Origin of the sequence: Burkholderia cenocepacia (assembly GCF_900446215.1) — a bacterium.
Taxonomy (GTDB): Bacteria; Pseudomonadota; Gammaproteobacteria; order Burkholderiales; family Burkholderiaceae; genus Burkholderia; species Burkholderia cenocepacia.
The window spans coordinates 521,634-548,107 of sequence record NZ_UAQZ01000001.1 but is presented as its reverse complement, the minus strand read 5'-3'; the positions used below and the strand labels follow the sequence as shown (position 1 = coordinate 548,107).

Genomic DNA, 26,474 nt, shown 5'->3' with positions numbered 1-26,474 from the left:
TCTTTTTTTGGCGGCTGCGATGAGTGCCTCGAGTTCTGTTTCCGATTTCGTCACGGTGCGCGGCGTCCAGCTGCATGTGCGGCGCTGGGGCCGGCCCGATGCGCCGACGCTGTTCATGCTGCACGGCTGGATGGACGTCGCGGCGTCGTTCCAGTTCGTCGTCGATGCGCTCGCGGGCGACTGGCAGGTGATCGCGCCCGATGCGCGCGGCTTCGGGCTGTCCGACTGGCCGGTCGCGCGGCAGGGCGGCGGCCACTACTGGTTCCACGAATACCTCGGTGATCTCGATGCGCTCGTCGACCGCTACGCGCCGACCGGCGAGGTCAACCTAGTCGGACACAGCATGGGTGCGAACGTCGTGTGCCTGTACGCCGGCGCCCGGCCGGAACGCGTGCGCCGGGTGGTCGACCTCGAAGGGTTCGGGCTCGCGCCGGCCCGCGCCGAACAGGCGCCGCGCCGGCTGCGCGGCTGGCTGGACGAGCTGCGCGAGCCGCCCGCGCTGCGGCCGTATGCGTCCCTCGACGACGTGGCGGCGCGCCTGATCAAGACCAATCCGCGGCTCGACCCGCGCCGCGCCGCGTTTCTCGCCGCGCACTGGTCGAGACGCGGCGACGACGGCCTCTACCACTTGCTGGCCGATCCGGCGCACAAGATGCCGGGCCCGCTGCTGTACCGGCTCGACGAAGTGATGGCGATCTGGAAGCAGGTGCGCGCGAAGGTACTGCACGTCGAGGCGGTCAATTCGCCGACGCTCGCGCATCTCGCCGGCGACATCCCGCTACCCGAATTCAAGGCGCGCTTCGACGCATTCCCCGACTGGCGCGAGAAGCTCGTCGAGGATGCCGGCCACATGGTGCATCACGACCAGCCCGAGCAGATCGCGGCGTTGATCGAGGCGTTCTGCGCGTAGGCGCGCGGCGCCGCGGCAGGCCAGGCAGGCGGCGCAATTGCCGCGTTGCAGTAGAATGAGGCCTTACCTGCCATGCCGACAATGAACGCCGATCTCCACTGCCATTCCAATGTTTCCGACGGGTTGCTGTCGCCTGCCGACGTCGCGCGCCGCGCGCATGCGGGCGGCGTGACCCTGTGGGCGCTGACCGACCACGACGAGATCGGCGGCCAGGCGGCGGCGCGCAGCGAGGCGGAAGCGCTCGGCATGCGCTACCTGAGCGGCGTCGAGATCTCGGTCACGTGGGCATCGCGCACCGTGCACATCGTCGGCCTGCACATCGATCCCGCCCATCCGGCGCTGGTCGACGGCCTGTACCGCACGCGCCACGGCCGCGCGGCGCGCGCGCTGGCGATCGCGGAGCAGCTCGCGACGCTCGGCATTCCCGGCGCGTACGAAGGCGCGCTGAAATACGTATCGAATCCCGACCTGATTTCGCGCACGCACTTCGCGCGCTTTCTCGTTGAAAACGGCCATGCCGAATCGACGTCGGACGTATTCGACCGCCTGCTCGGCGACGGCAAGCCCGGCTTCGTCCCGCATCGCTGGGCGTCCCTGTCCGACGCGGTCGGCTGGATCCGCGCGGCGGGCGGCGAAGCGGTGGTCGCGCACCCGGGCCGCTATCGCTATACGCCGGTCGAATTCGACGCGTTCTTCGGCGAGTTCATCGATCTCGGCGGCCGCGCGATCGAGGTCATCACGGGCAGCCACACGCCCGACCAGTACCGCGAATACGCGGACGTGGCGCGCCGCTTCGGCTTCGAAGTGTCGCGCGGCTCGGATTTCCATGCGCCCGGCGAGGGCCGCATCGAGCTCGGCAGCCTGCCGCCGTTGCCGCCCGACCTGACACCGGTCTGGGAGCGCTGGCTCTGACGCCGGGCGGCTTCGGGCCGCCCGCGTTGCCGATGCGCGCATCCGACTTCTCCCTCTTTACGTGTCCCCATGTCCCAGTTCTTCAGGATTCATCCGGATAATCCGCAGCCGCGCCTGATCAAGCAGGCGGTGGAGATCGTCAGCAAGGGCGGCGTGATCGCGATGCCGACCGATTCGAGCTATGCGCTCGCGTGCCATCTCGACGACAAGGACGCGGTCGAGCGCGTGCGCCGGATTCGCGGCCTCGACGAGAAGCAGCACCTGTCGCTGCTGGTGCGCGACCTGTCGGAGCTCGCCAACTTCGCGATGGTCGACAACCGCCAGTACCGGCAGATCAAGTCGGTGACGCCGGGCCCGTACGTGTTCATCCTGCAGGCGACGAAGGAAGTGCCGCGCCGGCTGTCGCATCCGTCGCGCAAGACGATCGGGCTGCGCGTGCCCGATCACGCGATCACGCTCGCGCTGCTGGAGTCGCTCGGCCAGCCGCTGCTCGGCACGACGCTGATCCTGCCGCCGGACGACGAACCGCTGAACGATCCCGAGGAAATCCGCACGCGGCTCGAGAAACAGGTCGACCTCGTGATCGACGGCGGCGCGTGCCCGCGCGAACCGTCGACGGTGATCGACCTGACCGGCGACGCGCCCGAACTCATCCGCGCGGGGCGCGGGGCACTCGAACCGTTCGGACTCTCGGCCGCATGACGCGCGGTGCCATTTTTGCGCGAGTGCGCTTGTTACAATAACGCGATATGGATGCTTCCCTGATACAGACCATCGCCGTCTACGCGCTGCCCGTGATCTTCGCGATCACGCTGCACGAGGCCGCGCATGGCTACGCCGCGCGCCTGCTCGGCGACAATACCGCCTACGTGATGGGGCGCGTGTCGTTCAATCCGATGCGCCACATCGACCCGCTCGGCACGATCGCGATTCCGCTCGCGATGTACTTCCTGACCGGCGGCGCGTTCCTGTTCGGCTATGCGAAGCCGGTGCCGGTGTCGTTCGGCAACCTGCGCAATCCGCGCTGGGGCAGTTTGTGGGTCGCGCTCGCTGGGCCCGCGTGCAACTTCGTGCAGGCGCTCGTCTGGGGCCTGCTGACCCTCGTGCTGCCGGCCGTGGGTGTCGACGAGCCGTTCTTCACGCGGATGGCGCTCGCCGGCGTCAGCGCGAACCTCGTGCTCGGCGTGCTGAACCTGTTTCCGCTGCCGCCGCTCGACGGCGGCCGCATCCTGGCGGCGCTGCTGCCGACCAGGCAATCGATCGCGCTGTCGCGCATCGAGCCGTACGGTTTCATCATCGTCCTCGTGCTCGTCACGACGGGCGTGCTGACGAACTTCTGGCTGCGTCCGCTCGTCAATGTCGGCTACGCCGTCCTGAGCGCCATCCTGTCTCCCTTCGCCTCGCTTTTCTAACGACAATCATGTTCCCAGAACGTATTTTCTCCGGCATGCGACCCACCGGGTCGCTGCACCTCGGTCATTACCACGGCGTGCTGAAAAACTGGGTGAAGCTGCAGTCCGAGTACCCGTGCTTCTTCTGCGTCGTCGACTGGCACGCGCTGACGACGCACTACGAGACGCCCGAGGTCATCGAGAAGAACGTGTGGGACGTGCTGATCGACTGGCTCGCGTCCGGCATCGATCCGGCGCAGGCGACGCTGTTCATCCAGAGCAAGGTGCCCGAGCACGCGGAACTCGCACTGCTGCTCGGCATGAGCACGCCGCTCGGCTGGCTCGAACGCGTGCCGACCTACAAGGAGCAGATGGAGAAGCTGAAGGACAAGGACCTGTCCACCTACGGCTTCCTCGGCTACCCGGTGCTGATGGCCGCCGACATCCTGCTGTATCGCGGCTCGCTCGTGCCGGTCGGCGAGGACCAGGTGCCGCACGTCGAGATGACGCGCGAGATCGCGCGCCGCTTCAACTACCTGTACGGCCGCGAGCCCGGTTTCGAGGAGAAGGCGCTCGAAGCCGCGAAGAAGCTCGGCGGCAAGCGCGCGAAGCTCTATCACGAACTGCGCAATGCGTACCAGCAGGAGGGCGATGACGAGGCGCTCGAACAGGCGCGCGCGATGCTGCAGGAGTCGCAAAGCCTGTCGATGAGCGACCGCGAGCGCCTGTTCGGCTATCTCGAAGGCGCGCGCAAGATCATCTTGGTCGAGCCGCAGGCGCTGCTGACCGAAGCGTCGCGGATGCCGGGCCTCGACGGGCAGAAGATGTCCAAGTCGTACGGCAACACGATTGGCCTGCGCGAAGACGCCGAGACGATCACGAAGAAGGTCCGCACGATGCCGACCGATCCCGCGCGCGTGCGCCGCACCGATCCGGGCGATCCCGACAAGTGCCCGGTGTGGCAGCTTCACCAGGTCTACACGGACGAAGCGACGCACGAGTGGGTGCAGAAGGGCTGTCGCTCGGCGGGTATCGGCTGCCTCGACTGCAAGCAGCCGGTCGTCGAAGGCATCCTGCGCGAACAGCAGCCGATGCTCGAGCGTGCGCAGAAGTACATGGACGATCCGTCGCTGCTGCGCGCGATCGTCGCGGACGGTTGCGACAAGGCGCGCAAGTACGCGACGGAAACGATGCGCGACGTGCGCGACGCGATGGGCCTGTCGTACAACTGATCCGGCGCATGAGCGAATCCGTCATCGCCGCCGCGGGCGGTCACGTCGGCCAGGCCGGGCCGTCGCGCTGGGTCGCGCAATGGGCGCGGCTCGTGCCGGCCGGCGGCGCGGTGCTCGACGTCGCCGCGGGCGGCGGCCGCCATGCGCGCTGGTTCGCGTCGCGCGGGCATCCGGTCGTCGCGCTCGACCGCGATCCGGCCGCGCTCGCCGCGTTGCGCGCGATTCCCGGCGTCGACGCCCGCGAGGCCGATCTCGAAGGCGCGCCATGGCCGCTGCCGGCCGGCGAGCGGTTCGCGGCCGTGATCGTCACGAACTATCTGCATCGCCCGCTCTGGCCCCATCTGCGCGATGCCGTGGCGCCGGGCGGCGTGCTGATTTACGAAACTTTCGCGCAAGGAAACGAAACGGTCGGAAAACCGTCCAACCCCGCGTTCCTGCTCGCCCCGGGCGAGCTGCTGGACGCCGTGCACGGCCACCTGCGGGTGGTCGCGTACGAGGACGGTTTCATCGCCGCGCCGCGCGAGGCGTTCGTCCAGCGTCTGAGCGCAGTGCGCGAGGGCGCGACCCCGAAGGCGGGGGCGGGAATTCCACGTTACGAACTGCCCGGCTAATCCGCTACAATCTCAACGTTTACCGGTACACAATCAATCGCGTTTCATGGCTAACGGCACCCAAGACGGCATTCAAATCCGCGGCAGCATCCCCGCGATCGTCACCCCGATGCTCGAAGACGGCAGTCTCGACCTGCCGGCGTTTCGCAAACTGATCGACTGGCACATCGCGGAAGGCACCGATGCGCTGGTCGTCGTCGGTACGAGCGGCGAATCGGCAACGCTCAACGTCGAAGAGCACATCCTGATGATCCGCACGGCGGTCGAGCATGCGGCGAAACGCATCCCGATCATCGCGGGCGCGGGCGGCAATTCGACCGCCGAGGCGATCGAGCTGACGAAGCATGCGAAGGCCGTCGGCGCGGACGCGACGCTGCAGGTCGTGCCGTACTACAACAAGCCGACGCAGGAAGGCATGTACCGCCACTTCCGGACGATCGCCGAAGCGGTCGACCTGCCGGTGATCCTGTACAACGTGCCGGGCCGGACGGTCGCGGACATGGCGCACGAGACGACGCTGCGCCTCGCTGACGTGCCGGGCATCATCGGCGTGAAGGAAGCGACCGGCAACATCGATCGTGCCGCGCACCTGATCAAGGCTGCGCCGAAGCACTTCGCGATCTACAGCGGCGACGATCCGACCGCGATCGCGCTGATGCTGCTCGGCGGCCACGGCAACATCTCGGTGACCGCGAACGTCGCGCCGCGCGCGATGAGCGAGCTGTGCCGCGCGGCGCTGGCCGGCGACGTGCAGACAGCCCGCGCGCTGCACATGAAGCTGCTGTCGCTGCACAAGAACCTGTTCATCGAAGCGAACCCGATCCCGGTGAAGTGGGCGCTGCAGGCGATGGGCAAGATGCAGGGCGGCATCCGGCTGCCGCTCACGGCGCTCGACGAGCGCTGCCACGATGCCGTGCGTTCGGCCCTCGTCGAGGCCGGCGTCCTCTGATGCCGAGGCGGCCGCGTCCTGCGGCCGCCGGCTCGACCCCTGATCAACCCGCACCGGCCGGCTCCGTCCGGCGCCGCTCCTGACGAGCGTTCTAGCAAGACGAAGGATTTCATGAAACGTTTCGCCTTTTCCTCTCGCGCCATCCAGCTGTCGGTGGTGGCGCTGGCGCTGGGCGCGCTCGCTGGCTGCGATACGCTGAACGACTACCTGGCTCCTGACCGGGTCAACTACAAGAACACCGGGTCGGCGCCGCCGCTCGCGGTGCCGAGCGACCTGAAGCCGGTCCCGACGACGCAGCAGTTCGTCGCGCCGCCGACCAACGCCGGGCTCGGCACGCTGCCGCCGCGGGCCACGACGCAAGCAGGCAATGCGACCGACGGCATCCCGAGCGCGCAGGATCCGCTTGGCATGCATATCGAGCGCGACGGCGATCGCCGCTGGCTCGTCGTCGACGGCCGCACGCCCGAGCAGCTGTGGCCGATCCTGAAGGAATTCTGGCAGGAGAACGGCTTCTCGCTGAAGACCGATGCGCCGTCGACGGGCATCATGGCCACCGACTGGGCCGAGAACCGCGCGAACATTCCGGACGACTGGTTCCGCCGCACGATCGGCCGGGTCATCGATTTCGCGTATTCGTCGGGCACGCGCGACCGCTTCCGCACGCTCGTGAACCGCACGTCGGACGGCAACACCGACATCTCGATCACGCACAGCGCGATGGAAGAAATGATGGTCGGCCCGCAGGGCGGCACGTCGTCGCGCTGGGAAGAGCGTCCGCGCAATCCGGTGCTCGAAGCCGTGTTCCTGTCGAAGCTGATGCAGAAGTTCGGCCTGACCGACGCGCAGGCGAAGCAGCTGTTGACCGATGCGCGTCCCGCGACGGCGCCGGCGCAGGTCAGCGATACGAGCGGCGGCGCGGCGACGCTGCAGCTGGCCGAGTCGTTCGACCGCGCGTGGCTGCGCGTGGGCCTGGCGCTCGACCGGACCAACTTCACGGTCGACAATCGCGATCGCGAGAAGGGCGTGTACACCGTGCGCTACGCGAATTCGATGGAAGAGCTCAAGCGTGACGGCCTGTTCGGCAAGCTGTTCTACGGCGGCCCGTCGGCAGCCAAGCCCGGCAAGGAATATCTGATCAACGTGCGTGCACAGGGCAATGGCGGCACGCAGGTCGCGGTGGTCGGCGCGAATGGCCAGATCGACAACTCGTCGGACGCGCAGCGGCTCATTTCGCTGCTGCACGCGCAGCTGAACTGAGCGCGTGCGATTCGCCAGCCTCGGAAGCGGCAGCGAAGGCAACGCGCTGGTCGTCGAGGCCTCGAGCGGCACGACGACCACCCGTGTGCTGCTCGACTGCGGCTTTTCCGCCAAGGAGGTCGAGCGCCGGCTCGGCCGACTGAATCTCGGCGTCGCCGATCTCGACGCGATCCTCATTACCCATGAACACAGCGACCACGTCGGCAGCGCGCTGACGCTCGCGCGCCGCGCGTCGCTGCCGCTCTACATGAGCTGGGGCACCGCCCGCGCGGTCGGCGCGGACGAGGCCGATGTCGATCTTCACGTGCTGTGGGGCGACGAGACGGCCGCGATACGCGATCTGGCCGTGATGCCCTATACGGTCCCCCACGACGCGCGGGAGCCGCTCCAGTTCGTCTTCATGGACGGAAACCGCCGGCTCGGCGTGCTGACGGACGTCGGGATGGCCACGCCGCACATCACGGCCGTCCTGAGCGGCTGTGACGCGCTGGTGCTCGAATCCAACCACGATACCGCGATGCTGGCCGCCAGCCGCTATCCGCAGTCGCTGAAGGCGCGGATCGGCGGCAACCACGGCCACCTGAGCAACGACGCGGCGGCCGAGATTCTCGCGTCGCTCGAACGCAGCCGTCTCCAGCACCTGGTGGCGGCCCATCTGAGCCAGCAGAACAACCTGCCAGAACTGGCCCGCCAGGCGTTTGGCGGTGTGCTCGGGACGGACGGGGAAGACGTGATCGTGGCCTCGCAGGACGCGGGCTTCGACTGGCTGATGCTCGGATAGCGGGGGAGGGCCGCCGCGGCGGCTCGACACGGCTGCCGGGTGCTCGATTCGAAAGCGGCAGACGTAAAAAAACCGGCCCTCGGGCCGGTTTTTTTCAGCTGATGCTGAAGGCTTACTGGCTTGCGCCCGAAGCCGGAGCAGCCGTCGCTGCCGAAGCAGCCGACGCCACTGCAGCAGCAGCGTCGCTCGCAGCAGCCGTTGCCGACGAAGCAGCAGCCGAAGCGTCGCTCGCAGCACCAGCAACTGCCGAAGCAGCCGACGAAGCAGCAGCAGCCGCGTCGCTTGCAGCCGACGAAGCAGCTTGATCAGCGCTCTTGTTGCAAGCAGCCAGTGCAACAGCAGCCAACAGGGAAGCTACGAGGAGGGATTTCTTCATGATCACGTCCTTTTATGGTTAAAGGTAAGCAACAGCGCGAAACAATACCGGTAATGTGCTCCAACACCGACCTGGGCCGCTGGTGGAGATGCACTTCTTAGAGCGTGAATCTTCCCTACGGCTTGGGCGGAAATTATATGCACTTTCCTATCGACCGTCGACAAATGCGGGGTCAATACGTTGTCTTTCCCATACAGAATTTGATCTGTACGGGCATACGGGGCGACTCACACTAATTCCGGTTTCCGACCCGTATCCAGCCCGCACGATACCACTCGTGCAACAAGGCTGTCATTGAAGGAACCCGGGATAGTGTTACAAACCGTTTCGCCTCCATCTGGCGTTGATTGGCCAGTTCGGGCAGCCATTCACCGGCTTGCTCGAGCGGTCCTTCCTCGCCATTAATGAAGTACGAGCGCGCGTTATACATCAATGCGGCCCTTCTGTCGAGACACACGCCACGGCGTGACGCTTGCGTGACGAACGCGGCTTCGGACAGCGGACGCTCGGGCGGGTCGAAAACGACGTTGGATTTGGGCTCGCTCAGGTAGCAGCCGAGGAATTCGGCGACGTCGCGCTTGCGCCAGCGGATCGCATCGACGATCTCGGCGACACGTTCGACCATGGCCGGCGGCAGTTGCGCGGGCGCGTCGACGGCCGGCTGCTTCGGATCGCGGTAGAGGTCGTCCCCGTTCGCGTCGCGCAGGCCGCCGCGCTCCGCGAGGTAGTACAGGAACTGGGCGCCCAGCTCGCCGACGGACGGGGCCCGGAAGCCGATCGAGCAGGTCATGCATTCGCCTTCGGCGACGCCATCGTGCGCGATGTGCGGCGGCAGGTACAGCATGTCGCCGGGTTCCAGCACCCATTCGTCGCTCGGCTCGAAGTTTTCGAGGATCTTCAGCGGCACGTCCGGCTGCAGCGACAGATCCTTCTGCGCGCCGACCCGCCAGCGGCGCCGGCCTTCGACCTGCAGCAGGAATACGTCATACGAATCGAAGTGCGGGCCGACGCCGCCGCCGTCGGTCGCATACGAGATCATCAGGTCGTCCAGCCGCGCGTCGGGGATGAAACGGAAGCGGTCGAGCAACGCGCGCGCGGCGTCGACGTGCAGGTCGAGCCCCTGCACGAGCAGGGTCCAGGATTTGCGCGTGACCGAAGGCAGCGAATCGGGCTCGAACGGACCGTGCGCCAGTTGCCACTTGTTACGAAAATGGGTGATCAATCGCGATTCCGCGTCATAGTCGGCGGCGAGCTCGAATAATGCATCGCGCGTGACCGGCGACGTGACGCCGGGGATCGCCTGGCGGATCAGCAGCGGCTTCTTTTGCCAGTAGCCGCGCATGAATTGCGCCGGCGTGAGGCCGCCGAGCAGCGGCGTGGGAAGATCGGAAGGCGGCGCGCCGAGCGGGGCGGCAGCGGCATCCCGCGGTTCGGCTTGAGACCGGTTGCGCATCGTATAATGAGACTTGTATTTGGGAGAATTGGATGAAAATCGCAAAAAACACCGTCGTGTCGGTCACTTACAAGCTGTCGGACGCACAGGGCAATCTGATCGAGGAAAGCGACGAGCCGATGGTCTATCTGCACGGCGGCTATCATGGCACGTTCCCCAAGATCGAGGAACAGCTCGACGGCCACGAGGCGGGCTATCAAGCACAGGTTCAGCTCGAGCCGCAGGACGCGTTCGGCGACTACGATCCCGAACTCGTGAAGATCGAGCCGCGCGACCGTTTTCCCGAGCCCCTCGAGGTCGGCATGCAGTTCGAAGGCACGCCGGAAGACGGTGACGAGGAAGTCGACTCGCTGATCTACACGGTCACCGATATCGCCGAAGACAAGGTCGTGCTCGACGGCAATCACCCGCTGGCCGGCATGGCGCTGCGTTTCGCGCTGACCGTGAAGGACGTCCGCGAAGCCACCGAAGACGAAATCGAGCACGAGCACGCGCATGGCGCGGAAGGGCTCGAGATCATCGACGAGGACGACGACGAAGACGGCGAAGCGCCGTCAGGGCGTACCCTGCACTGAGCTTGCCGGCAGGCCCGGCGCCGGCCCCGATGCGGGAGGCGGTGCCGGCCACGACGCGCCGCCCGGTGCGGCGCCGTCGCCCTGCAGCGGCGGCGCGACCGACGACGAGTCGGGCAGCGCCGGCAGCGCAGGAATTTCCGGCATCTGCGGCAGCGGCACGTCGTCGCGCGGCACGAGCGGCAGCGTGGGCGGCAACGGCAGGTTCTTCGGCACCTCCTGGAGGCTCACGTTGAAGATCGTCTGCCGCGCCGGCGAGACGCTCACCTTCACCCACTGATTCGCCGGATGGCGCGGTCCGATCGCGACGCGCGTCACGTTTCCTACCAGTTCACCGTCGTCGGCATGCAGCGGACGATCGATCAGAAAGCCGTTCGCCAGCGGTTCGCCGCTCGCATGCATCACCAGGATCGGGCCGCGGAATGTCGCCGCCGCCTTCACCAGCGTTCGTTTCAGCTCACGGAAGCCGTCGCGCACGCGCGGCCGGTTGAAACGCAGCCACGCGAAGCGCTCCGCGCGTTCATAGCGTTCGAACTGTGGATCGCCTTCGAAAATCACCACCATCGCGCGCGCCTCGCGCCGCTTCGCATATTCGGCTGCGTGGTCGATCCAGAAGCCGTTCGCGATGATGCGATCCTCGAATTCGCCGTTGCGGCCGCCCGCCGTCAAATAATGATTGTTCGGCGCCGGTGCATTGAGGGCGACGTAGACGATGTCGTCGCGCATCCAGCGTGCGTTCTCGCGATACGGCCGGAACCGCGCGACTTCGCTCTCGCGCGTGATCTGCAGCGCACCGGGGTCGGGCAGCGCCGAATCGGCGAGCAGCGTCTGTCGCAGGAAATCGAGCCGCTCGACCGGGTCGTAGCCGCCGCCGGCCGCCGTGTTGCAGGCGATCCAGTCGTCGTGGCCGGGAATGAACACGAGCGGCACGCGTGCTGAATCCAGGATCGCGCCGCGCTGCGAATACAGCGCGTCGCGGCATGCTTCCTTCGAGCCTTTGAGATCGCCCGCGTAGACGACGAACGCGAGGTTGCGTTCGCGTGCGATCGCATCGAGCAGCCGCTGCGCGGCCGGCTCGTCGGCCGGGACGTTGATGACGCCCGACACGACGGCGAACGAGTAGGGTGCCGCGCTGCGCTTGGGTGGCGCGGCCAGCGCATCCGCCTGCGCGAAGGCAAGCGCCGCCGTGACGAGCGCGGCGGCGGCGCGGGCTGGCAGGCCCCGCGGCATGCGCTTACGCGTGCCCGTCGGCATCGTGCGACCGGACCAGCGTGCGCAGCTCGTACAGCAGGTCGAGCGCCTCGCGCGGCTTGAGATCGTCGGGATCGATGTCGCGCAGCTTTTCGAGCGCCGGATGTGGCGTGTCGGGCAGCGCCGGCGCGTCCGCGCATTCGAGGTCGTCGATTGCCGCCGGCGGCGCGCTGAACAGGTCGAGTTGCGGCGTGTGCTGGGACGCCGACTGCTGTTCGAGATACGCGAGGTGCTTGCGCGCGGCGCGGATCACCGGTGCCGGGACGCCCGCGAGCTGCGCGACCTGAAGGCCGTAGCTCTGGTTCGCCGGGCCCTCGTTCACCGCGTGCAGGAACACGATGCCGTGGCCGTGCTCGACGGCCGACAGATGGACGTTCGCCGCTTGCGGGAACTCGGCCGGCAGTTGCGTCAGCTCGAAGTAGTGCGTCGCGAACAGCGTGTAGCACGCGTTGTGCGCCAGCAGGTGGCGCGCGATGGCCCAGGCGAGCGCAAGGCCGTCGAAGGTCGACGTGCCGCGGCCGATCTCGTCCATCAGCACGAGGCTTTGCGGCGTCGCGTCGTTGAGGATCGCCGCGGCTTCGGTCATCTCGACCATGAAGGTCGAGCGGCCGCCCGCGAGATCGTCGGCCGCGCCGATGCGCGTGAAGATCCGGTCGATCGGGCCGAAGCAGGCCGACTTCGCCGGCACGTAGCTGCCGACGTACGCCATCAGCGCGATCAGCGCGGTCTGCCGCATGAACGTCGACTTACCACCCATGTTCGGCCCGGTGATCAACAGCAGCTTGCGTTCGGGACCGAACCGGCAGTCGTTCGCGATGAACTGCTCGACCTGCGCTTCGACGACCGGATGGCGACCCTGTTCGATTTCGATGCCGATCTCGTCGGTGAAGGTCGGCGCGACCCAGTCGAGCGCGCGTGCGCGTTCGGCGAAGGCGGCGAGCAGGTCGAGCTCGGCGAGGGCCGAGGCGACGCGCTGGCATTCGGGGATGAACGGCAGCAGCGCCTGCAGCACCGAGTCGTACAGCGCGCGCTCGCGCGCCAACGCGCGTTCCTGCGCGGACAGCGCCTTGTCCTCGAAGGTCTTCAGTTCCGGCGTGATGTAGCGCTCGGCGTTCTTCAGCGTCTGGCGGCGGCGGTAATCGTCGGGCACCTTGTCGGTCTGGCCGCGCGTGACCTCGATGTAGAAGCCGTGCACCTTGTTGTATTCGACACGCAGGTTCGCGATGCCGGTGCGCGCGCGCTCGCGCGCTTCGAGATCGATCAGGAACTGACCGCAGTTCTCCGAAATGTCGCGCAGCTCGTCGAGCTCGGCATCGTAGCCGCGCGCGATCACGCCGCCGTCGCGCACCATCGCGGCCGGCTCGGTGGCGATCGCGCTCGTCAGCAGGTCGAGGCATTCGGCGGGCGGCGCGAGCGCCGCGTCGACGCGCGCGAGCGCATCGGCGTTCGCGACGATCGCGCTGATGCGCTCGCGCAGCGCCGGCAGCGCGGCGAACGTGTCGCGCAGGCTCGACAGGTCGCGCGGGCGCGCGGACAGCAGCGCGAGCCGCCCGGTGATCCGTTCGACGTCGGCGATCTGGCGCAGCGCGCTGCGCAGCGCATCGAGGCTCGCGTTGGCCGGCGCGTCGAGCAGCGCGCCGATCGCCTGCTGGCGCGACTGCGCGGCGACCGACGCACGCGGCGGGTGATGCAGCCAGTGACGCAGCAGACGGCTGCCCATCGTCGTGCAGCAGGTGTCGAGCAGCGAATACAGCGTGGGCGACTCGGTGCCGCGCAGCGTCTCGGTCAATTCGAGGTTGCGGCGCGTGGCCGGGTCGAGCCCGATGTATTCGGTTTCGTTCTCGACCTTCAGGCTGCGCACGTGCCGCAGTTGCTGGCCTTGCGTGGCCGCGGCATAGAGCAGCAGCGCGCCGGCCGCGCCGCACGCGCTCGTCAGCGAATGCGCGCCGAATCCGTCGAGGCTCGCGACATCGAGCTGGTCGCACAGGCGCTGCGTGCCCGACGCGATGTCGAAGTGCCAGGCCGGCACGCGCTTGCTGGCGCCCGCGCCGGCCGGAATGGCGTCGGTTGCACCGTCCGGCGTCAGGATTTCGGCCGGCCGGATGCGTTCGAGCGCGGCGGCAAGCTGCTCGGACTCGATTTCGGCGAGCCGCAATGCGCCGCTCGCGAGGTTCAGCCATGCGAGGCCGATATTGACCGCGACGCCACGCTTGTTGTGGCCGGTGCACATCGCGAGCAGGTAGACGTCGTTCTTGTCGGACAGCAGCGCGGCATCGGTCAGCGTGCCGGGCGTGACGACGCGCACGACCTTGCGTTCGACCGGGCCCTTCGACGTGGCCGGATCGCCGATCTGCTCGCAGATCGCGACCGATTCGCCCATCTTCACGAGCTTCGCCAGGTATTGCTCGACCGCGTGATGCGGGACGCCGGCCATCTTGATCGGTGTGCCGGCCGACGCGCCGCGCTGCGTGAGGGTCAGGTCGAGCAGGCGCGCCGCTTTTTCCGCATCCTCGAAGAACAACTCGTAGAAGTCGCCCATCCGGTAGAAGACGAGCGTGTCCGGATGATCGGCCTTGATGCGCAGGTACTGCTGCATCATCGGGGTGTGGCCGGCAAAGGCCTCGGGCGACAGCGTGGTCATAGGTCAGGCATGAAGTTGTTGCTTGGGTTGCCCGAGTTTACCAGTGGCGTCGACGTGAACGTGCGAAGTTGGCCATTCGGCCGATTGCCGGTGGTGCCGGGCAGTCGCGATTTGAAAGACGGCTTCTCCCGGCTACCGACCTACAAAGCATCTGACAGCGCCGAGCCGCTGCGGCATCATGGGGCACCCGTTGCCACCGAACTGGCAAGACGGGTTCACCGGTGCTTACAATCGCAAGAACGAGTACACCGATTCCGGAGCAAAGGTCGGCCGGCCATGCCTGTATCGGCGACCTCGGCCTCGTCTCGCGGGCGGCGGCGCCTCGATTACCGTGCCGCAACAGGAGAACCAATCCGATGATCAAAGTCAGTGTCATGTATCCGTACACCGCAGGCGCGCGATTCGACCATGCGTACTACCGCGAGACGCATATGCCGATGGTGAAACAGCGACTCGGCGCGGCATGTCTGTACTACACGGTGGACAAGGGCATCGCAGGCGGTGCGCCTGGCGCCGACCCGGTTTACGTGGCCAAGTGTGACTTCGTCTGTACGTCCGTCGAAGCTTTCCAGGCAGCCCGCGACCCGCACGCGCAGGAGATCATGGCCGACATCGCCAATTACACGGATATACAACCGGTGCTGCAAATCAGCGAGGTGGTCGTGGAGCGTTCGGAAGACTGACCGAGGCTCGGCTATCGCCCGGCACCGCACCCGCGTATGGCGTGGCGCCCGGGCTGTCGCGGCGCAGGCAGGCCGGCCGCGCCCAGGTCACCGACCTGCGTGCGCCGGCCCTGTCCCGCAGTTCAGGACGCGTGTCCCGACATCAGGCTGAGCGCCACCGCTTGCGCGACTTCGATACCGTCGATCGCGGCCGAATAGATGCCGCCCGCATAGCCGGCGCCTTCGCCGGCCGGATACAGGCCTTCGACGTTCATGCTCTGGTAGTCGTCCTTCCGGCGAATCCGGATCGGCGATGACGTGCGTGTCTCCACGCCGGTGAGCACGGCGTCGTGCATCGCGAAGCCGGCGATCTTCTTGTCGATCTCGGGCAGCGCCTCGCGGATCGCTTCGATCACGTAGTCCGGCAGCGCGGTGCTGAGGTCGGTCGGATTCACGCCGGGCTTGTACGACGGCTCCACGGAGCCCAGCGACGTCGACGGCCGGCCCGCGATGAAATCGCCGACCAGCTGGCCCGGCGCGCGGTAATCGCCGCCGCCGAGTTCGAACGCGCGTTCCTCCCATTTGCGCTGGAACGCGATGCCGGCGAGCGGGCCGCCCGGATAGTCGTCCGGCGTGATGCCGACGACGATGCCCGCATTCGCATTGCGCTCGGCACGGGAATACTGGCTCATCCCGTTGGTAACCACGCGGCCCGGCTCCGAGGTCGCGGCGACCACCGTGCCGCCCGGGCACATGCAGAAGCTGTAGACCGCGCGCCCGTTGCTGCAGTGGTGGACCACCTTGTAGTCGGCCGCGCCGAGCTGCTTGTGACCCGCGAACTTGCCGAAGCGGCTGCGGTCGATCAACCCCTGCGGATGCTCGATGCGGAAACCGAGCGAGAACGGTTTCGCTTCGATATAGACGCCGCGGTCGTGCAGCATCTGGAACGTGTCGCGCGCGCTGTGGCCCACGGCCAGCACCACGCGGTCGCACCGCAGCGTTTCCCCGTTCGACAGCTTGAGCGCGCGCACCTTGCCCTGGTCGATTTCGATGTCGTCGACACGGGTTTCGAAGCGCACTTCGCCGCCGAGTTCGTGGATCGACGCGCGCATTTTTTCCACCATGCTGACGAGGCGGAACGTGCCGATGTGCGGGCGGCTCAGGTACAGGATGTCCTCGGGCGCGCCGGCCTTGACGAATTCGTCGAGCACCTTGCGGCCATAGTGGTTCGGATCCTTGATCTGGCTGTACAGCTTGCCGTCGGAAAACGTCCCTGCGCCGCCTTCGCCGAACTGCACGTTGGATTCGGGATTGAGCACGCTCTTGCGCCACAGGCCGAACGTGTCCTTGGTGCGTTCGCGCACGGCCTTGCCGCGTTCGAGGATGATGGGACGGAACCCCATCTGCGCGAGGATCAGCCCCGCGAACAGGCCGCACGGCCCCATGCCGATCACGACCGGGCGCAGGAAATCGGCGTGTTCGGGCGCCTTCGTGACGAAGTGGTACGCCATGTCGGGCGTCACGCCGCAATGCGGCTTGCCGGCGATGCGCTTGAGCGCGGCCGCTTCGTCCTTGACTTCGACATCGACGATGTACGTGAGCTTGATGTCCGCGCGCTTGCGCGCGTCGTGCGCGCGGCGGAACACGGTGTAACGGAGCAGCCCGTCTGCCGCCACGCCAAGCTCCGCGAGGCGCGCGCGAATCGCGGCCTCGAGCGCGCTCTCGGGGTGGTCGAGGGGGAGTTTAATTTCGCTTAGCCGTAACATGAGGACTCGGATGCGATTGCCACGGCGCCGTGGCGGTGTTGATACAGGCGGGGCCGGCATGCCGGCGGCGGCGTTGTCGCCGCGCGGGCATGCCGGACGCAAACCCTTCGCTGGCATTGCGCGACCAGCGGCGCGGGCGGCGATACGCCGGCCGGCCCCAGGCAACTCGGGCAACTTCAGGATAGGCGCACGAAGCGACCCGTGTGCACGGAAGATTGTCCCGCGTTCCGGGGCGATCGGCGCGCCAGCGTGACGATGCCTGCGAGCGGTTTGCGCGAAAGCCGCGCCACGCGGGCGCGGCCCGGGCTTACTCCGCTGCCGGATGCACGCGGCTGTAGCGGTTCAGGATCGGGATCATCTGCGCGTAGATCTTCGGGTTCGCGGCGACGATCTCGTGGCGATGCAGGAAATCGGCGTCGCCCGTGTAGTTCCCGACGAGGCCGCCGGCCTCGGTGATCAGCAGGCTGCCCGCTGCCATGTCCCACACGTTGATGCCTTGCTCGAAGAACGCGTCGAGGCGGCCGGCCGCGACGTTCGCGAGATCGAGCGCCGCCGCGCCCGGACGGCGCAGGCCCGTGCAGGCCTGCGTCATTTCGGTGAAGAGGCGCGCGTAGGCGTCGAGGCCGTCCTTCTCGCGGAACGGGAAGCCCGTGCCGACCAGTGCGTCTGCCAGGCGGTCGCGGCGGCCGACGCGGATGCGGCGGTCGTTCAGGTATGCGCCGCGGCCGCGGGTGGCCGTGAACAGGTCGTTCTTGTTCGGATCGTAGACGACGGCCTGCGTGACGACGCCCTTGTGCTCGAGCGCGATCGATACGCAGTAATACGGGAAGCCGTGGATGAAGTTGGTCGTGCCGTCGAGCGGATCGATGATCCACTTGAATTCGGATTCGTTGTCGGATTCGCCCGATTCCTCCGCGAGGATCGCGTGGTCGGGGTAGGCGGTCTTCAGCGTCTCGATGATCGCGTCTTCGGCGGCCTTGTCCACTTCGGTGACGAAGTCGTTCTGCTGCTTCTTGCGGATCTCGATCAGGTCGAGATCGAGGGACGCGCGATTGATGATCTGTCCGGCGCGGCGCGCAGCCTTGACAGCAATGTTGAGCATGGGATGCATGAGCCTGGATCCTGTAGCCGGCGGCACGGGCCGCCACGAAGTGGGACAACCGCCCGGAACGGCGCAAGCGTGCCGGGGCGAGGTGAGACGCGAATTGACAAAGAGCGGGGTACGACCCGCGCTGCGCCGCGGCGCAACGCGTAAAGGCATGATTTTACCCGATTTTTGGTGGTTTCAGGCGACCGGAATGCGGGGAAACCCCCACTGGCCATCCGGACGAGTGGGTTTGCGGGAGCGATGGCGATACCATACGGCCATTCTGATGAACCGAGTCGTCTCGTAGTGGAAACCCCGCAGAACACCGCCGCGCCGTCCGAATCGGGCGCGGCCTCGTCCCCGCCGCCGTCCGGCGGCTTCACGTCCACCCGCTTCGTGCTCGTCGAGCCGAGCCATCCCGGCAACGTCGGGGCGGCCGCCCGCGCGCTGAAGACGATGGGCTTCTCGCGCCTCGTGCTGGTCGCACCGCGCGTGCCGCACGTGCAGAGCGATCCGGAGGCGATCGCGATGGCCAGCGGCGCGGACGACGTCCTCGCGTCCGCGCATGTCGTGTCGACGCTCGGCGAAGCGCTGTCCGGCGTGCACTGGTCGATCGCGCTGACCGCGCGTACGCGCGAATACGGGCCGCCGCGGCTCGCGCCGCGCGCGGCCGCCGCGCAGGCGAGCGCGCAGGTCGGCACGGGCGACATCGCGCTCGTGTTCGGCAACGAGCGTACGGGTCTCGCGAACGAGCATGTCGAGCAGTGCAGCGCGCTCGCGCACATTCCGGCGAATCCGGCCTACAGTTCGCTGAACCTCGCGCAGGCCGTGCAGGTGCTCGCGTACGAGTTGCGCGTCGCGTTTCTCGAGCAGGCGAGCGAGCCGTCGGCGCAACCGCCGGCCGAAGCCGGCACGCTCGCGCAGAGCGACGAGATCGAGCGGATGTACGTGCACCTCGAGCATGCGCTGATCGCGCTCGACTTCCTCGATCCGCGCAACCCGAAGAAGCTGATGCCGCGGCTGCGGCGGCTGTTCGCGCGCACGGGCCTCGAGCGCGAGGAGGTCAACATCCTGCGCGGCGTCGCGAAGCACATCCTGCTGAAGTCGGGCAAACCGGGCGGCGACGCGTAAGCGGCCGGCGCGCTGATCGCGGGGTGCGGGGCGTCCGACGGATGCGGCGGGTGGTGGGTGGCGGGCAGGCCATGCGGTGATCCGCCGGAAGCGACGAACCCTGCAGTTTCGCCCGACGGGCCTCCCCGGAAACCCGTCCCGGCCGAATACCCGCGCCGGTGGCGGGGTGAACGCGCGACCGCGTGCGGCGGCGCGCGACTGGCCCTACAATCGCCGGACGTCATAAGCAAATTACCCGGCGCGATAACGGCCGGCATTGCCGGCGATGCGCGCCGGCCTTTTCCCAGATCACATCATGTTCACGAGACTGCGCGAAGACGTTGCAACGATTCGCGAGCGGGATCCCGCCGCTCGCAGTGCGTGGGAAGTGCTGACCTGTTATCCGGGGCTGCATGCGCTCGTGCTGCACCGTTTCGCGCACGCCTGCTGGCGCGCGAAGCGCTACTGGCTCGCGCGGTTCGCGTCGCAGGCCGGCCGGTTCCTGACCGGGATCGAGATCCACCCCGGCGCGACGATCGGCCGGCGCGTGTTCATCGATCACGGCATGGGTGTCGTGATCGGCGAGACGGCGATCATCGGCGACGACTGCACGATCTATCAGGGCGTGACGCTGGGCGGCACGTCGCTCACGCGCGGCGCGAAGCGCCATCCGACGCTCGAGGCCGGCGTGATCGTCGGCGCTGGCGCGAAGGTGCTCGGCGGTTTCACGGTGGGCGCGGGCGCGAAGATCGGCTCGAACGCGGTGGTCGTCAAGCCGGTGCCGCCCGGCGGCACGGCGGTCGGCAACCCGGCGCGCATCGTGATGCCGGCGCAGCCGAAGCCGCAACCCGAGCGCGCGGCATTCTGCGCGTACGGGATCACGCCGAACGCCGACGATCCGATGTCGCTTGCGATTCACGGGCTGATCGATCACGCGGCGAAGGAAAGCCGTCGCGTCGACGAGATCGTCGCGGCGCTCGAACGGCTCGGTACGCATCTGGAAACGCTGCAGGGCGCCGATGCGGCGCGCCTCGACCTGCGCAGGCTGTCCGCGGTGCTGGAAGGCAAGACGGTCGAACGCCAGATGTAACGAACGAGCAGGGCGCCCACGGCTGCCGGTCGATGCGACGACAGCGGCAGCGGTGGCGTCAGTCGAGCGGCATCGCGTGGATGCCTTCCGCGTCGACGCGCAGATAGCCGCCGCGCGGCGTGCCGTGATCGAGATCCCAGTCGGGCAGTACCCAGCGGATTCCGCCCGGTTCCGCGTGGCGCGCGGGGCGGTGCGTGTGGCCGTGAATGATCACGCTTGCGCGACTTTTCCGGAACAGCGCGGCCACGCCTTCCCGCGTGACGTCGTAGATTGCTGACACGGGGCGCATGCGGCCGGCTTCGCTGTTCGAGCGCATGCGCTGCGCGAGCGCGCGGCGCCAGCGGAACGGCCACGCGAGAAACAGCCATTGCGCGACGCGGTTGCGCGCGACGCGCCGGAACAACTGATAGCCGCGATCGGCCGTGCATTGCGCGTCGCCGTGCGCGAGCACGATGCGCTGGCCGAACGCCATGATCAGCGAGGGGTCGGGCAGCAGCATCGCACCGGCCGCCTTCATGAAGCGCCGGCCGAGCAGGAAATCGCGGTTGCCGTGCATCACGTAGAGCGCGATGCCGCGCTCCGAGAACGTGTGCATCAGCGCGGCCATGCGCGCGGCGAACGGATCGTCGTCGAGGATGTCGTCGCCGATCCAGTATTCGAACAGGTCGCCGAGGATGAACACCGAATCGGCGCTGTCGGCGGTGTATTTCACGAAATGCTCGAACGCGGCGACCGTCTTCGGAATCGCTTCGCTCAGGTGCAGATCGGAGAGAAACAGGAACGGGCGTGCGGCTTGCGCGTACTCGCGCTCGCCCGGCACGCCCGCGGAGACGCTTCGCGGCGGACTCTCCTGCAACATCGAAGTGCCTCCGTAACGGCTGGTGCGTCAGACCACCACGGCCTTTTCGATCACGACGTCGTCGGTCGGCACGTCCTGATGGAAGCCCGCGTTGCCCGTCTTGACGCCCTTGATCTTGTCGACCACGTCCTGGCCCTCGACGACCTTGCCGAACACCGCGTAACCCCAGCCCTGCGGCGTCGGCGACGAGTGGTTCAGGAAGTCGTTGTCGTTCACGTTGATGAAGAACTGGGCGGTCGCCGAGTGCGGATCGTTCGTGCGCGCCATCGCGATCGTGTAGTTGTCGTTCTTCAGGCCGTTGTTCGCCTCGTTGTCGATCGGCGCGTCGGTCGGCTTCTGCTTCAGGCCCGGCTCGAAGCCGCCGCCCTGGATCATGAAGCCGTTGATCACGCGGTGGAACACGGTGCCGTCGTAATGGCCCTTCTTCACGTAGTTCAGGAAGTTTTCGACCGTCTTCGGTGCCTTCGCGGCGTCGAGTTCGAGCTTGATCACGCCGTGGTTCGTATGCAGTTCAACCATGATGAATTCCTTCGGTGAGGCGGTTTAAATGGCACGCGGCCGGTCGTGCGACGCGGCCGCGTGTGGCGCCGGACGTGCCGGCAGGTGCTTACTTCGAGACGATGCTCGCCGATTCGATCACGACCGGTTGCGCCGGCACGTCCTGCATCGGGCCGCGCGAGGTCGTCGCCACGCCTTCGATCTTCTTCACGACGTCGAGGCCCGACACGACCTTGCCGAACACCGCGTAGCCGTTGCCGTCCGGGTTCGGATAGTCGAGGCCGCTGTTGTCGACCGTATTGATGAAGAACTGCGCGGTGGCCGAATTCGGATCGCTCGTGCGCGCCATCGCGATCGTGCCGGTCAGGTTCTTCAGACCATTGCGGCTTTCCAGCGGGATCGGCGCGCGGGTCGGCTTTTCCTCGAAGTTGGTCTTGTAGCCGCCGCCCTGGATCATGAAGCCCTTGATCACGCGATGGAAGATCGTGCCGTTGTACTGGCCGGCCTTCACGTAATCGAGGAAGTTGGCGACGGATTTCGGCGCCTTCTCCGGATAGAGCTCGACGCGGATGTCGCCCTGCGAGGTCTTCAGCTGCACGACGGGGTGCGCGGTGGCCGTTTGCGCGAACGCGGGCGCGGTCGCGAGAAGGGCGGCGCCGCCAAGCGCCAGCAACAGACGTTTCATTGCGATCCTCAGGTTGGGAGGGAAGGAAGGGCGCGCCGCTTATTGCGACGGCGCGACGTACGGTGCCGCCAGTGCGCCCGACGGACCGTTGAACTGGAACGTCGGCGACATCGGCAGCGTGGTGGTGCTCACGTTCGCGGCGGCGCGGTCGGTGTAGGCGCGCGTGGCCGGCGTCGTCGCGCGGGCGTTCGGCGCGGCTTTCGGCGGCGACACGATCTTCTGGAGATCGGCGAGGCGCTGCGCGGTCGCGCCGCTCGTGCGGCCGAGCGATTGCGCGCGCTTGTACGATTCGGAAGCGAGCCGCAGGTAGAGGTCGCCGAGGTTCTCGTACGCGAGCGAGTAGCTCGGGTTCGATTGCGTCGCGGTGACGAGCGCGGTGCGCGCTTCGTCATAGCGGCCGTGCTTCGCGTAGAGCGCCGCGAGGTTGTTGTACGGCTCGGGCAGTTCGGGGTACGCCTGCGTGATCGCGACGAACTGCTGGATCGCGTCGTCGTCGCGGTTCAGGCGGGCCAGCACGGTGCCGCGCTTGAACTGCGCCTGCACGTCGTGCGGATTCGACGCGATGCGCGCGTCGAGCTGCGCGAGCGCCTGCTTCCACTGCTTGCCGGCGATCGACGCGTCGATTTCGGGGGTGCCGTCGGCGACCGCCGGGGCCTTCTGCGCATGCGCCGCGGGAGCCGTGAAAAGCGTCAGCGCGACGCCCATGACGGTGGTCGCAACGAGGGTCGCAGCGCTCGGCGCGCGGCCGCGATGAGGTTTCATAGGCGTAAATCGGAATGTTATACTCCGAGCCATTCTAACAAAACGTCTGCGCGTTCCGGCGAGCGGCAGACAGTCTTTCTTAGCCTCTCGTGGCCGTCACCGCTGTGCTTGCAGCCTGACCGCCCCATGTGATATCGAGGACGCGCGGCCTGGCGCCGCAGCAGATGGTCCGTCCGTTTCACATGCTGGGCGAGCTTCGCCAGGGCGGTTTCCTTCGGCTCACGGTTCATCTCTATGGAATCACTGCGCATCTACAACACGCTCGCGCGTGACAAGCAAGTTTTCGTGCCGCGCCAGTCCGGCGAAGTGCGGATGTACGTATGCGGGATCACCGTCTACGACTATTGTCACGTGGGCCACGCGCGCATGCTGGTCGTGTTCGACCTCGTCCAGCGCTGGTTGCGTGCGATCGGCTATCGGGTCACGTATGTGCGCAACATCACCGACATCGACGACAAGATCATCCGCCGCGCGGTCGAGAACGGCGAGACGATCAAGTCGCTGACCGACCGCTTCATCGGCGCGATGCACGAGGACGAAAGCGCGCTGGGCATCCAGCGGCCCGACATCGAGCCGCGCGCGACGCAGTTCATCCCGCAGATGCTCGGCATGATCGAGACGCTCGAGACGAACGGCTACGCGTACCAGGCGAGCGACGGCGACGTCAATTACTCGGTGCGCAAGTTCACGAACTACGGGAAGCTGTCGGGCAAGTCGCTCGACGATCTGCGCGCGGGCGAGCGCGTCGCCGCGAACGACGCGAAGGAAGATCCGCTCGATTTCGTGCTGTGGAAGCGTGCGAAGCCGGAAGATCCGGAAGGCGCGTCGTGGGCGTCGAAGTACGGGATGGGTCGCCCGGGCTGGCACATCGAGTGCTCGGCGATGGGCTGCTCGCTGCTCGGCAATCATTTCGACATCCACGGCGGCGGGCAGGATCTGCAATTCCCGCACCACGAGAACGAGATCGCGCAGAGCGAGGGCGCGACCGGCGAGACGTTCGTCAATTACTGGATGCACAACGGCTTCGTGCAGGTCGACAACGAGAAGATGTCGAAATCGCTCGGCAACTTCTTCACGATCCGCGAGGTGCTCGAGCGTTACGACGCGGAAGTCATGCGCTTCTTCATCGTGCGCACGCACTATCGTTCGCCGCTCAATTACAGCGACGTGCATCTCGACGATGCGCGCGCGTCGCTCACGCGTCTGTACACGGCGCTGAAGGACGTCGACGCCGATACGCTCGCGCTCGACTGGAACGAGCCGCACGCGCAGCGTTTCGCGGCCGCGATGAACGACGATTTCAACACGCCGGTCGCGGTGGCGACGCTGTTCGAGCTGGCGGGCGAAGTCAATCGCACGCGCGACGCGTCGCTCGCGCGGCAACTGAAACAGCTGGCGGGCCTGCTGGGCCTGCTGGGCCGCGAACCGCGCGCGTTCCTGCAGCAGGCGTCGGGCGCCGCGCAGGCGGGCGGGCTCGCGGCCGACGAGATCGAAGCGAAGATCGCCGCGCGCGTCGCGGCGAAGCAAGCGAAGGACTATGCCGAAGCGGACCGGATCCGGGCGGAATTGCTCGAAGCCGGTATCGCACTTGAAGACAAACCGGGCGGATCGACCGAATGGCGTCGCGTATGAGCGCGGTGCGTTCCACTGACCGATCCGTCAGGTAGGAGGCAAGATGGCAACGGCCAGAAAAGCGCCGGTCAGGCGCGCGACCCCGGTCGCCGCGCGTCCGGCAGCCAAGCGTGTACCGGCGGCGAAGTCGGACGCGACGCGCGCCGTGCCGAACGGCGCGCTGAACGGTCATGCGCAGCCGGCGGCCGCGCTGCCGGCCGCCGACGCGGCCCGCAAGACACGTGCGTCCGAAGCGGACGGCGAGGAGGTCGTCGTGCGTCCTGCCTATTGGGACAAGGCATGCGCGGACCTCGTCAAGCGCGACCGGATCCTGAAGAAACTGATTCCGAAGTTCGGTCCCGCGCATCTCGTGAAGCGCGGCGACCCGTTCGTCACGCTCGCGCGCTCGGTCGTCGGTCAGCAGATTTCGGTGCCGTCCGCGCAGTCGCTGTGGGCGCGCATCGAGGACGCCTGTCCGAAACTCGCACCGCAGCCGGTGATCCGGCTCGGCGCGGACAAGCTGATCGCGTGCGGGTTGTCGAAGCGCAAGACGGAATACATCCTCGATCTCGCGCAGCATTTCGTGTCGGGGGCGCTGCACGTCGACAAATGGATGTCGATGGACGACGAGGACGTGATCGCGGAACTCACGCAGATCCGCGGCATCAGCCGCTGGACGGCCGAGATGTTCCTGATCTTCAACCTGTCGCGGCCGGACGTGCTGCCGCTCGACGACCCGGGCCTGATCCGTGCGATCAGCGTCAATTACTTCAGCGGGGAACCCGTCACGCGCAGCGAGGCGCGCGAGGTTGCGGCCAACTGGGAGCCGTGGCGCACCGTCGCGACCTGGTACATGTGGCGCAGCCTCGATGCGCCCGACGCCGACGCCTGAGTGTCGGCTATCGGGTTTTAAACATCAATAGTTGAGAGCCGGTTTTGAGCGTCGCCCGCGCGGGTAGAATACGCGCTGCCGCAAGACCCAAGGATTCGAACACATGAAGACCACGTTTCTGGATTTCGAACAGCCGATCGCCGAACTCGAGGCCAAGATCGAAGAGCTGCGATTCGTGCAGGACGACTCGGCTGTCGATATTTCGGAAGAAATCGAGCGGCTGTCGAAGAAAAGCCAGCAACTGACGAAAGACCTCTACGCGAACCTGTCGCCATGGCAGGTTTCGCAGATCGCGCGGCATCCGCAGCGTCCGTACACGCTCGATTACGTTGCGGAACTGTTTACCGATTTTCACGAGCTGCATGGCGACCGCGCGTTCGCGGACGACCTGTCGATCGTCGGCGGTCTCGCGCGCTTCGGCGGCCATCCGTGCATGGTGATCGGTCACCAGAAGGGCCGCGACACGAAGGAGCGCGCCGCGCGCAACTTCGGGATGCCGCGCCCGGAAGGCTATCGCAAGGCCGAACGGCTGATGCGTCTGGCCGAGAAGTTCGGGCTGCCGATCTTCACGTTCGTCGACACGCCGGGTGCGTACCCGGGTATCGGCGCGGAAGAGCGCGGCCAGTCGGAGGCGATCGGCCGCAACCTGTACGTGATGGCCGAGCTGAAGACGCCAATCATCACGACGGTGATCGGCGAGGGCGGCTCGGGCGGTGCGCTGGCGATCGCGGTGGCCGACACCGTGATGATGCTGCAGTTCTCGACCTACTCGGTGATCTCGCCGGAAGGCTGTGCGTCGATCCTGTGGAAGAGCGCCGCGAAGGCGCCGGAAGCTGCGGAAGCGCTCGGCCTGACCGCGCACCGTCTGAAGGCGCTTGGCCTGATCGACAAGATCATCAACGAGCCGCTCGGCGGCGCGCATCGCGATCCGAAGGGCATGGCCGCGCTGCTGCGCCGTGCGCTGGCCGATTCGCTGCGCCAGTTCCAGGGCATGAGCATCGACGCGCTGCGCGAGCGTCGCTTCGAGCGCCTGATGGCCTACGGCAAGTTCAAGGAAACCACGCCGGGCGCATGACCGGCTGCGTATTCAATTCGCGCGCCGTTGCGCGCGTGTCA

General features: G+C 67.2%; 26 protein-coding genes and 1 pseudogene. 17 read left to right on the top strand and 10 right to left on the bottom strand.

Going from position 1 to position 26,474, the window contains the following annotated elements:
• The first annotated feature begins 19 nt into the window (after nucleotides 1-19).
• The 10 genes from DTA15_RS02565 (at nucleotide 20) to DTA15_RS38480 (ending at nucleotide 8,348) form a co-directional block, all read left to right on the top strand.
• Nucleotides 20-910, top strand: coding sequence for an alpha/beta fold hydrolase (locus tag DTA15_RS02565; RefSeq protein ID WP_020979779.1), 891 nt, complete (start codon nucleotides 20-22; stop codon nucleotides 908-910).
• 81 nt (nucleotides 911-991) lie between these two features.
• A complete protein-coding gene (locus tag DTA15_RS02560) occupies nucleotides 992-1,822 on the top strand; it encodes a 3',5'-nucleoside bisphosphate phosphatase (RefSeq protein ID WP_034178618.1) in 831 nt (276 codons plus the stop codon).
• 69 nt (nucleotides 1,823-1,891) lie between these two features.
• A complete protein-coding gene (locus DTA15_RS02555) occupies nucleotides 1,892-2,524 on the top strand; it encodes an L-threonylcarbamoyladenylate synthase (RefSeq protein ID WP_006487045.1) in 633 nt (210 codons plus the stop codon).
• A gap of 47 nt (nucleotides 2,525-2,571) precedes the next feature.
• The gene (locus DTA15_RS02550) at nucleotides 2,572-3,234 is read left to right on the top strand and encodes a site-2 protease family protein (RefSeq protein WP_006487048.1); all 663 of its coding nucleotides are present in this window, start codon (nucleotides 2,572-2,574) and stop codon (nucleotides 3,232-3,234) included.
• 8 nt (nucleotides 3,235-3,242) lie between these two features.
• Complete coding sequence (locus DTA15_RS02545; RefSeq protein ID WP_006487046.1) at nucleotides 3,243-4,445, top strand: tryptophan--tRNA ligase; 1,203 nt, start codon at nucleotides 3,243-3,245, stop codon at nucleotides 4,443-4,445.
• An 8-nt stretch (nucleotides 4,446-4,453) separates the two neighbouring features.
• Nucleotides 4,454-5,056: a class I SAM-dependent methyltransferase gene (locus DTA15_RS02540; RefSeq protein WP_012492702.1), complete on the top strand. Its 603-nt coding sequence runs from the start codon at nucleotides 4,454-4,456 to the stop codon at nucleotides 5,054-5,056.
• A 46-nt stretch (nucleotides 5,057-5,102) separates the two neighbouring features.
• Entirely contained in the window at nucleotides 5,103-6,005 is a 903-nt protein-coding gene (gene dapA, locus DTA15_RS02535) for a 4-hydroxy-tetrahydrodipicolinate synthase (RefSeq protein ID WP_006487058.1), read from the top strand.
• Between the two features lie 111 nt (nucleotides 6,006-6,116).
• On the top strand, nucleotides 6,117-7,262 hold the full coding sequence (bamC, locus tag DTA15_RS02530) for an NlpB/DapX family lipoprotein (protein WP_006487057.1): 1,146 nt from the start codon (nucleotides 6,117-6,119) through the stop codon (nucleotides 7,260-7,262).
• A 4-nt stretch (nucleotides 7,263-7,266) separates the two neighbouring features.
• Complete coding sequence (locus DTA15_RS02525) at nucleotides 7,267-8,043, top strand: MBL fold metallo-hydrolase (protein WP_006487060.1); 777 nt, start codon at nucleotides 7,267-7,269, stop codon at nucleotides 8,041-8,043.
• A gap of 101 nt (nucleotides 8,044-8,144) precedes the next feature.
• Nucleotides 8,145-8,348, top strand: coding sequence for a hypothetical protein (locus DTA15_RS38480; protein ID WP_006487056.1), 204 nt, complete (start codon nucleotides 8,145-8,147; stop codon nucleotides 8,346-8,348).
• Here DTA15_RS38480 and DTA15_RS39410 read toward each other — a convergent pair.
• Together DTA15_RS39410 and DTA15_RS02510 are read right to left on the bottom strand one after the other, a co-directional pair.
• Nucleotides 8,349-8,595 (bottom strand): annotated as a pseudogene (locus tag DTA15_RS39410) (hypothetical protein).
• Between the two features lie 56 nt (nucleotides 8,596-8,651).
• On the bottom strand, nucleotides 8,652-9,872 hold the full coding sequence (locus DTA15_RS02510) for a cupin domain-containing protein (protein WP_006487051.1): 1,221 nt from the start codon (nucleotides 9,870-9,872) through the stop codon (nucleotides 8,652-8,654).
• Between the two features lie 32 nt (nucleotides 9,873-9,904).
• On the opposite strand from DTA15_RS02510, the gene DTA15_RS02505 reads away from it, so the two are divergent.
• Nucleotides 9,905-10,447 (top strand): FKBP-type peptidyl-prolyl cis-trans isomerase, encoded by a 543-nt coding sequence (locus tag DTA15_RS02505; protein ID WP_006487062.1) that lies wholly within the window; start codon nucleotides 9,905-9,907, stop codon nucleotides 10,445-10,447.
• Here the strand turns inward: DTA15_RS02505 and DTA15_RS02500 are convergent.
• Both DTA15_RS02500 and mutS read right to left on the bottom strand, forming a co-directional pair.
• Nucleotides 10,427-11,674: a hypothetical protein gene (locus DTA15_RS02500; RefSeq protein ID WP_006493631.1), complete on the bottom strand. Its 1,248-nt coding sequence runs from the start codon at nucleotides 11,672-11,674 to the stop codon at nucleotides 10,427-10,429. The two genes, DTA15_RS02505 and DTA15_RS02500, sit on opposite strands and share 21 nt — an antisense overlap.
• A gap of 4 nt (nucleotides 11,675-11,678) precedes the next feature.
• On the bottom strand, nucleotides 11,679-14,336 hold the full coding sequence (gene mutS / locus DTA15_RS02495) for a DNA mismatch repair protein MutS (protein WP_006493636.1): 2,658 nt from the start codon (nucleotides 14,334-14,336) through the stop codon (nucleotides 11,679-11,681).
• 356 nt (nucleotides 14,337-14,692) lie between these two features.
• Between mutS and DTA15_RS02485 the strand changes: the two genes are divergently transcribed.
• Nucleotides 14,693-15,019, top strand: coding sequence for an EthD family reductase (locus DTA15_RS02485; RefSeq protein ID WP_006484001.1), 327 nt, complete (start codon nucleotides 14,693-14,695; stop codon nucleotides 15,017-15,019).
• Nucleotides 15,020-15,141: 122 nt separating this feature from the next.
• Here the strand turns inward: DTA15_RS02485 and DTA15_RS02480 are convergent, their stop codons facing one another.
• Entirely contained in the window at nucleotides 15,142-16,764 is a 1,623-nt protein-coding gene (locus DTA15_RS02480; protein WP_006483988.1) for an NAD(P)/FAD-dependent oxidoreductase, read from the bottom strand.
• Nucleotides 16,765-17,071: 307 nt separating this feature from the next.
• A complete protein-coding gene (locus DTA15_RS02475; protein WP_006493635.1) occupies nucleotides 17,072-17,875 on the bottom strand; it encodes an inositol monophosphatase family protein in 804 nt (267 codons plus the stop codon).
• A gap of 282 nt (nucleotides 17,876-18,157) precedes the next feature.
• Between DTA15_RS02475 and DTA15_RS02470 the strand changes: the two genes are divergently transcribed.
• Nucleotides 18,158-18,982: an RNA methyltransferase gene (locus tag DTA15_RS02470; protein ID WP_006483995.1), complete on the top strand. Its 825-nt coding sequence runs from the start codon at nucleotides 18,158-18,160 to the stop codon at nucleotides 18,980-18,982.
• 295 nt (nucleotides 18,983-19,277) lie between these two features.
• On the top strand, nucleotides 19,278-20,051 hold the full coding sequence (gene cysE / locus DTA15_RS02465) for a serine O-acetyltransferase (RefSeq protein ID WP_012492700.1): 774 nt from the start codon (nucleotides 19,278-19,280) through the stop codon (nucleotides 20,049-20,051).
• 58 nt (nucleotides 20,052-20,109) lie between these two features.
• Here the strand turns inward: cysE and DTA15_RS02460 are convergent, their stop codons facing one another.
• From DTA15_RS02460 to DTA15_RS02445, 4 genes are all read right to left on the bottom strand, one after another.
• A complete protein-coding gene (locus tag DTA15_RS02460) occupies nucleotides 20,110-20,910 on the bottom strand; it encodes a UDP-2,3-diacylglucosamine diphosphatase (protein WP_006483982.1) in 801 nt (266 codons plus the stop codon).
• Nucleotides 20,911-20,937: 27 nt separating this feature from the next.
• Nucleotides 20,938-21,429, bottom strand: a complete 492-nt coding sequence (locus DTA15_RS02455) for a peptidylprolyl isomerase (RefSeq protein ID WP_006483987.1) — start codon at nucleotides 21,427-21,429, stop codon at nucleotides 20,938-20,940.
• An 88-nt stretch (nucleotides 21,430-21,517) separates the two neighbouring features.
• Nucleotides 21,518-22,093 carry a peptidylprolyl isomerase gene (locus DTA15_RS02450; RefSeq protein WP_006484003.1) on the bottom strand — a complete coding sequence of 192 codons (576 nt, stop codon included), beginning with the start codon at nucleotides 22,091-22,093 and terminating at the stop codon, nucleotides 21,518-21,520.
• 39 nt (nucleotides 22,094-22,132) lie between these two features.
• Nucleotides 22,133-22,855 carry a tetratricopeptide repeat protein gene (locus tag DTA15_RS02445; protein WP_012492699.1) on the bottom strand — a complete coding sequence of 241 codons (723 nt, stop codon included), beginning with the start codon at nucleotides 22,853-22,855 and terminating at the stop codon, nucleotides 22,133-22,135.
• Nucleotides 22,856-23,089: 234 nt separating this feature from the next.
• Between DTA15_RS02445 and cysS the strand changes: the two genes are divergently transcribed.
• The 3 genes from cysS to DTA15_RS02425 all read left to right on the top strand — a co-directional run bounded on the left by cysS (nucleotide 23,090) and on the right by DTA15_RS02425 (nucleotide 26,433).
• The gene (gene cysS, locus DTA15_RS02435) at nucleotides 23,090-24,487 is read left to right on the top strand and encodes a cysteine--tRNA ligase (protein ID WP_006484007.1); all 1,398 of its coding nucleotides are present in this window, start codon (nucleotides 23,090-23,092) and stop codon (nucleotides 24,485-24,487) included.
• 43 nt (nucleotides 24,488-24,530) lie between these two features.
• Nucleotides 24,531-25,358 (top strand): DNA-3-methyladenine glycosylase family protein, encoded by an 828-nt coding sequence (locus DTA15_RS02430; RefSeq protein WP_006484005.1) that lies wholly within the window; start codon nucleotides 24,531-24,533, stop codon nucleotides 25,356-25,358.
• A 103-nt stretch (nucleotides 25,359-25,461) separates the two neighbouring features.
• Entirely contained in the window at nucleotides 25,462-26,433 is a 972-nt protein-coding gene (locus DTA15_RS02425; RefSeq protein ID WP_006478433.1) for an acetyl-CoA carboxylase carboxyltransferase subunit alpha, read from the top strand.
• Nucleotides 26,434-26,474: the final 41 nt, after the last annotated feature.

Excerpts from the sequence above, each read along its gene's own strand:
- DTA15_RS02565 (WP_020979779.1), top strand. The coding sequence starts at position 20 with ATGAGTGCCTCGAGTTCTGTTTCCGATTTCGTCACGGTGCGCGGCGTC.
- DTA15_RS02560 (WP_034178618.1), top strand. The coding sequence starts at position 992 with ATGAACGCCGATCTCCACTGCCATTCCAATGTTTCCGACGGGTTGCTG.
- DTA15_RS02555 (WP_006487045.1), top strand. The coding sequence starts at position 1,892 with ATGTCCCAGTTCTTCAGGATTCATCCGGATAATCCGCAGCCGCGCCTG.
- DTA15_RS02550 (WP_006487048.1), top strand. The coding sequence starts at position 2,572 with ATGGATGCTTCCCTGATACAGACCATCGCCGTCTACGCGCTGCCCGTG.
- DTA15_RS02545 (WP_006487046.1), top strand. The coding sequence starts at position 3,243 with ATGTTCCCAGAACGTATTTTCTCCGGCATGCGACCCACCGGGTCGCTG.
- DTA15_RS02540 (WP_012492702.1), top strand. The coding sequence starts at position 4,454 with ATGAGCGAATCCGTCATCGCCGCCGCGGGCGGTCACGTCGGCCAGGCC.
- dapA (WP_006487058.1), top strand. The coding sequence starts at position 5,103 with ATGGCTAACGGCACCCAAGACGGCATTCAAATCCGCGGCAGCATCCCC.
- bamC (WP_006487057.1), top strand. The coding sequence starts at position 6,117 with ATGAAACGTTTCGCCTTTTCCTCTCGCGCCATCCAGCTGTCGGTGGTG.
- DTA15_RS38480 (WP_006487056.1), top strand. The coding sequence starts at position 8,145 with ATGCTGAAGGCTTACTGGCTTGCGCCCGAAGCCGGAGCAGCCGTCGCT.
- DTA15_RS02510 (WP_006487051.1), bottom strand. The coding sequence starts at position 9,872 with ATGCGCAACCGGTCTCAAGCCGAACCGCGGGATGCCGCTGCCGCCCCG.
- DTA15_RS02505 (WP_006487062.1), top strand. The coding sequence starts at position 9,905 with ATGAAAATCGCAAAAAACACCGTCGTGTCGGTCACTTACAAGCTGTCG.
- DTA15_RS02500 (WP_006493631.1), bottom strand. The coding sequence starts at position 11,674 with ATGCCGCGGGGCCTGCCAGCCCGCGCCGCCGCCGCGCTCGTCACGGCG.
- mutS (WP_006493636.1), bottom strand. The coding sequence starts at position 14,336 with ATGACCACGCTGTCGCCCGAGGCCTTTGCCGGCCACACCCCGATGATG.
- DTA15_RS02485 (WP_006484001.1), top strand. The coding sequence starts at position 14,693 with ATGATCAAAGTCAGTGTCATGTATCCGTACACCGCAGGCGCGCGATTC.
- DTA15_RS02480 (WP_006483988.1), bottom strand. The coding sequence starts at position 16,764 with ATGTTACGGCTAAGCGAAATTAAACTCCCCCTCGACCACCCCGAGAGC.
- DTA15_RS02475 (WP_006493635.1), bottom strand. The coding sequence starts at position 17,875 with ATGCATCCCATGCTCAACATTGCTGTCAAGGCTGCGCGCCGCGCCGGA.
- cysE (WP_012492700.1), top strand. The coding sequence starts at position 19,278 with ATGTTCACGAGACTGCGCGAAGACGTTGCAACGATTCGCGAGCGGGAT.
- DTA15_RS02460 (WP_006483982.1), bottom strand. The coding sequence starts at position 20,910 with ATGTTGCAGGAGAGTCCGCCGCGAAGCGTCTCCGCGGGCGTGCCGGGC.
- DTA15_RS02455 (WP_006483987.1), bottom strand. The coding sequence starts at position 21,429 with ATGGTTGAACTGCATACGAACCACGGCGTGATCAAGCTCGAACTCGAC.
- DTA15_RS02450 (WP_006484003.1), bottom strand. The coding sequence starts at position 22,093 with ATGAAACGTCTGTTGCTGGCGCTTGGCGGCGCCGCCCTTCTCGCGACC.
- DTA15_RS02445 (WP_012492699.1), bottom strand. The coding sequence starts at position 22,855 with ATGAAACCTCATCGCGGCCGCGCGCCGAGCGCTGCGACCCTCGTTGCG.
- cysS (WP_006484007.1), top strand. The coding sequence starts at position 23,090 with ATGGAATCACTGCGCATCTACAACACGCTCGCGCGTGACAAGCAAGTT.
- DTA15_RS02430 (WP_006484005.1), top strand. The coding sequence starts at position 24,531 with ATGGCAACGGCCAGAAAAGCGCCGGTCAGGCGCGCGACCCCGGTCGCC.
- DTA15_RS02425 (WP_006478433.1), top strand. The coding sequence starts at position 25,462 with ATGAAGACCACGTTTCTGGATTTCGAACAGCCGATCGCCGAACTCGAG.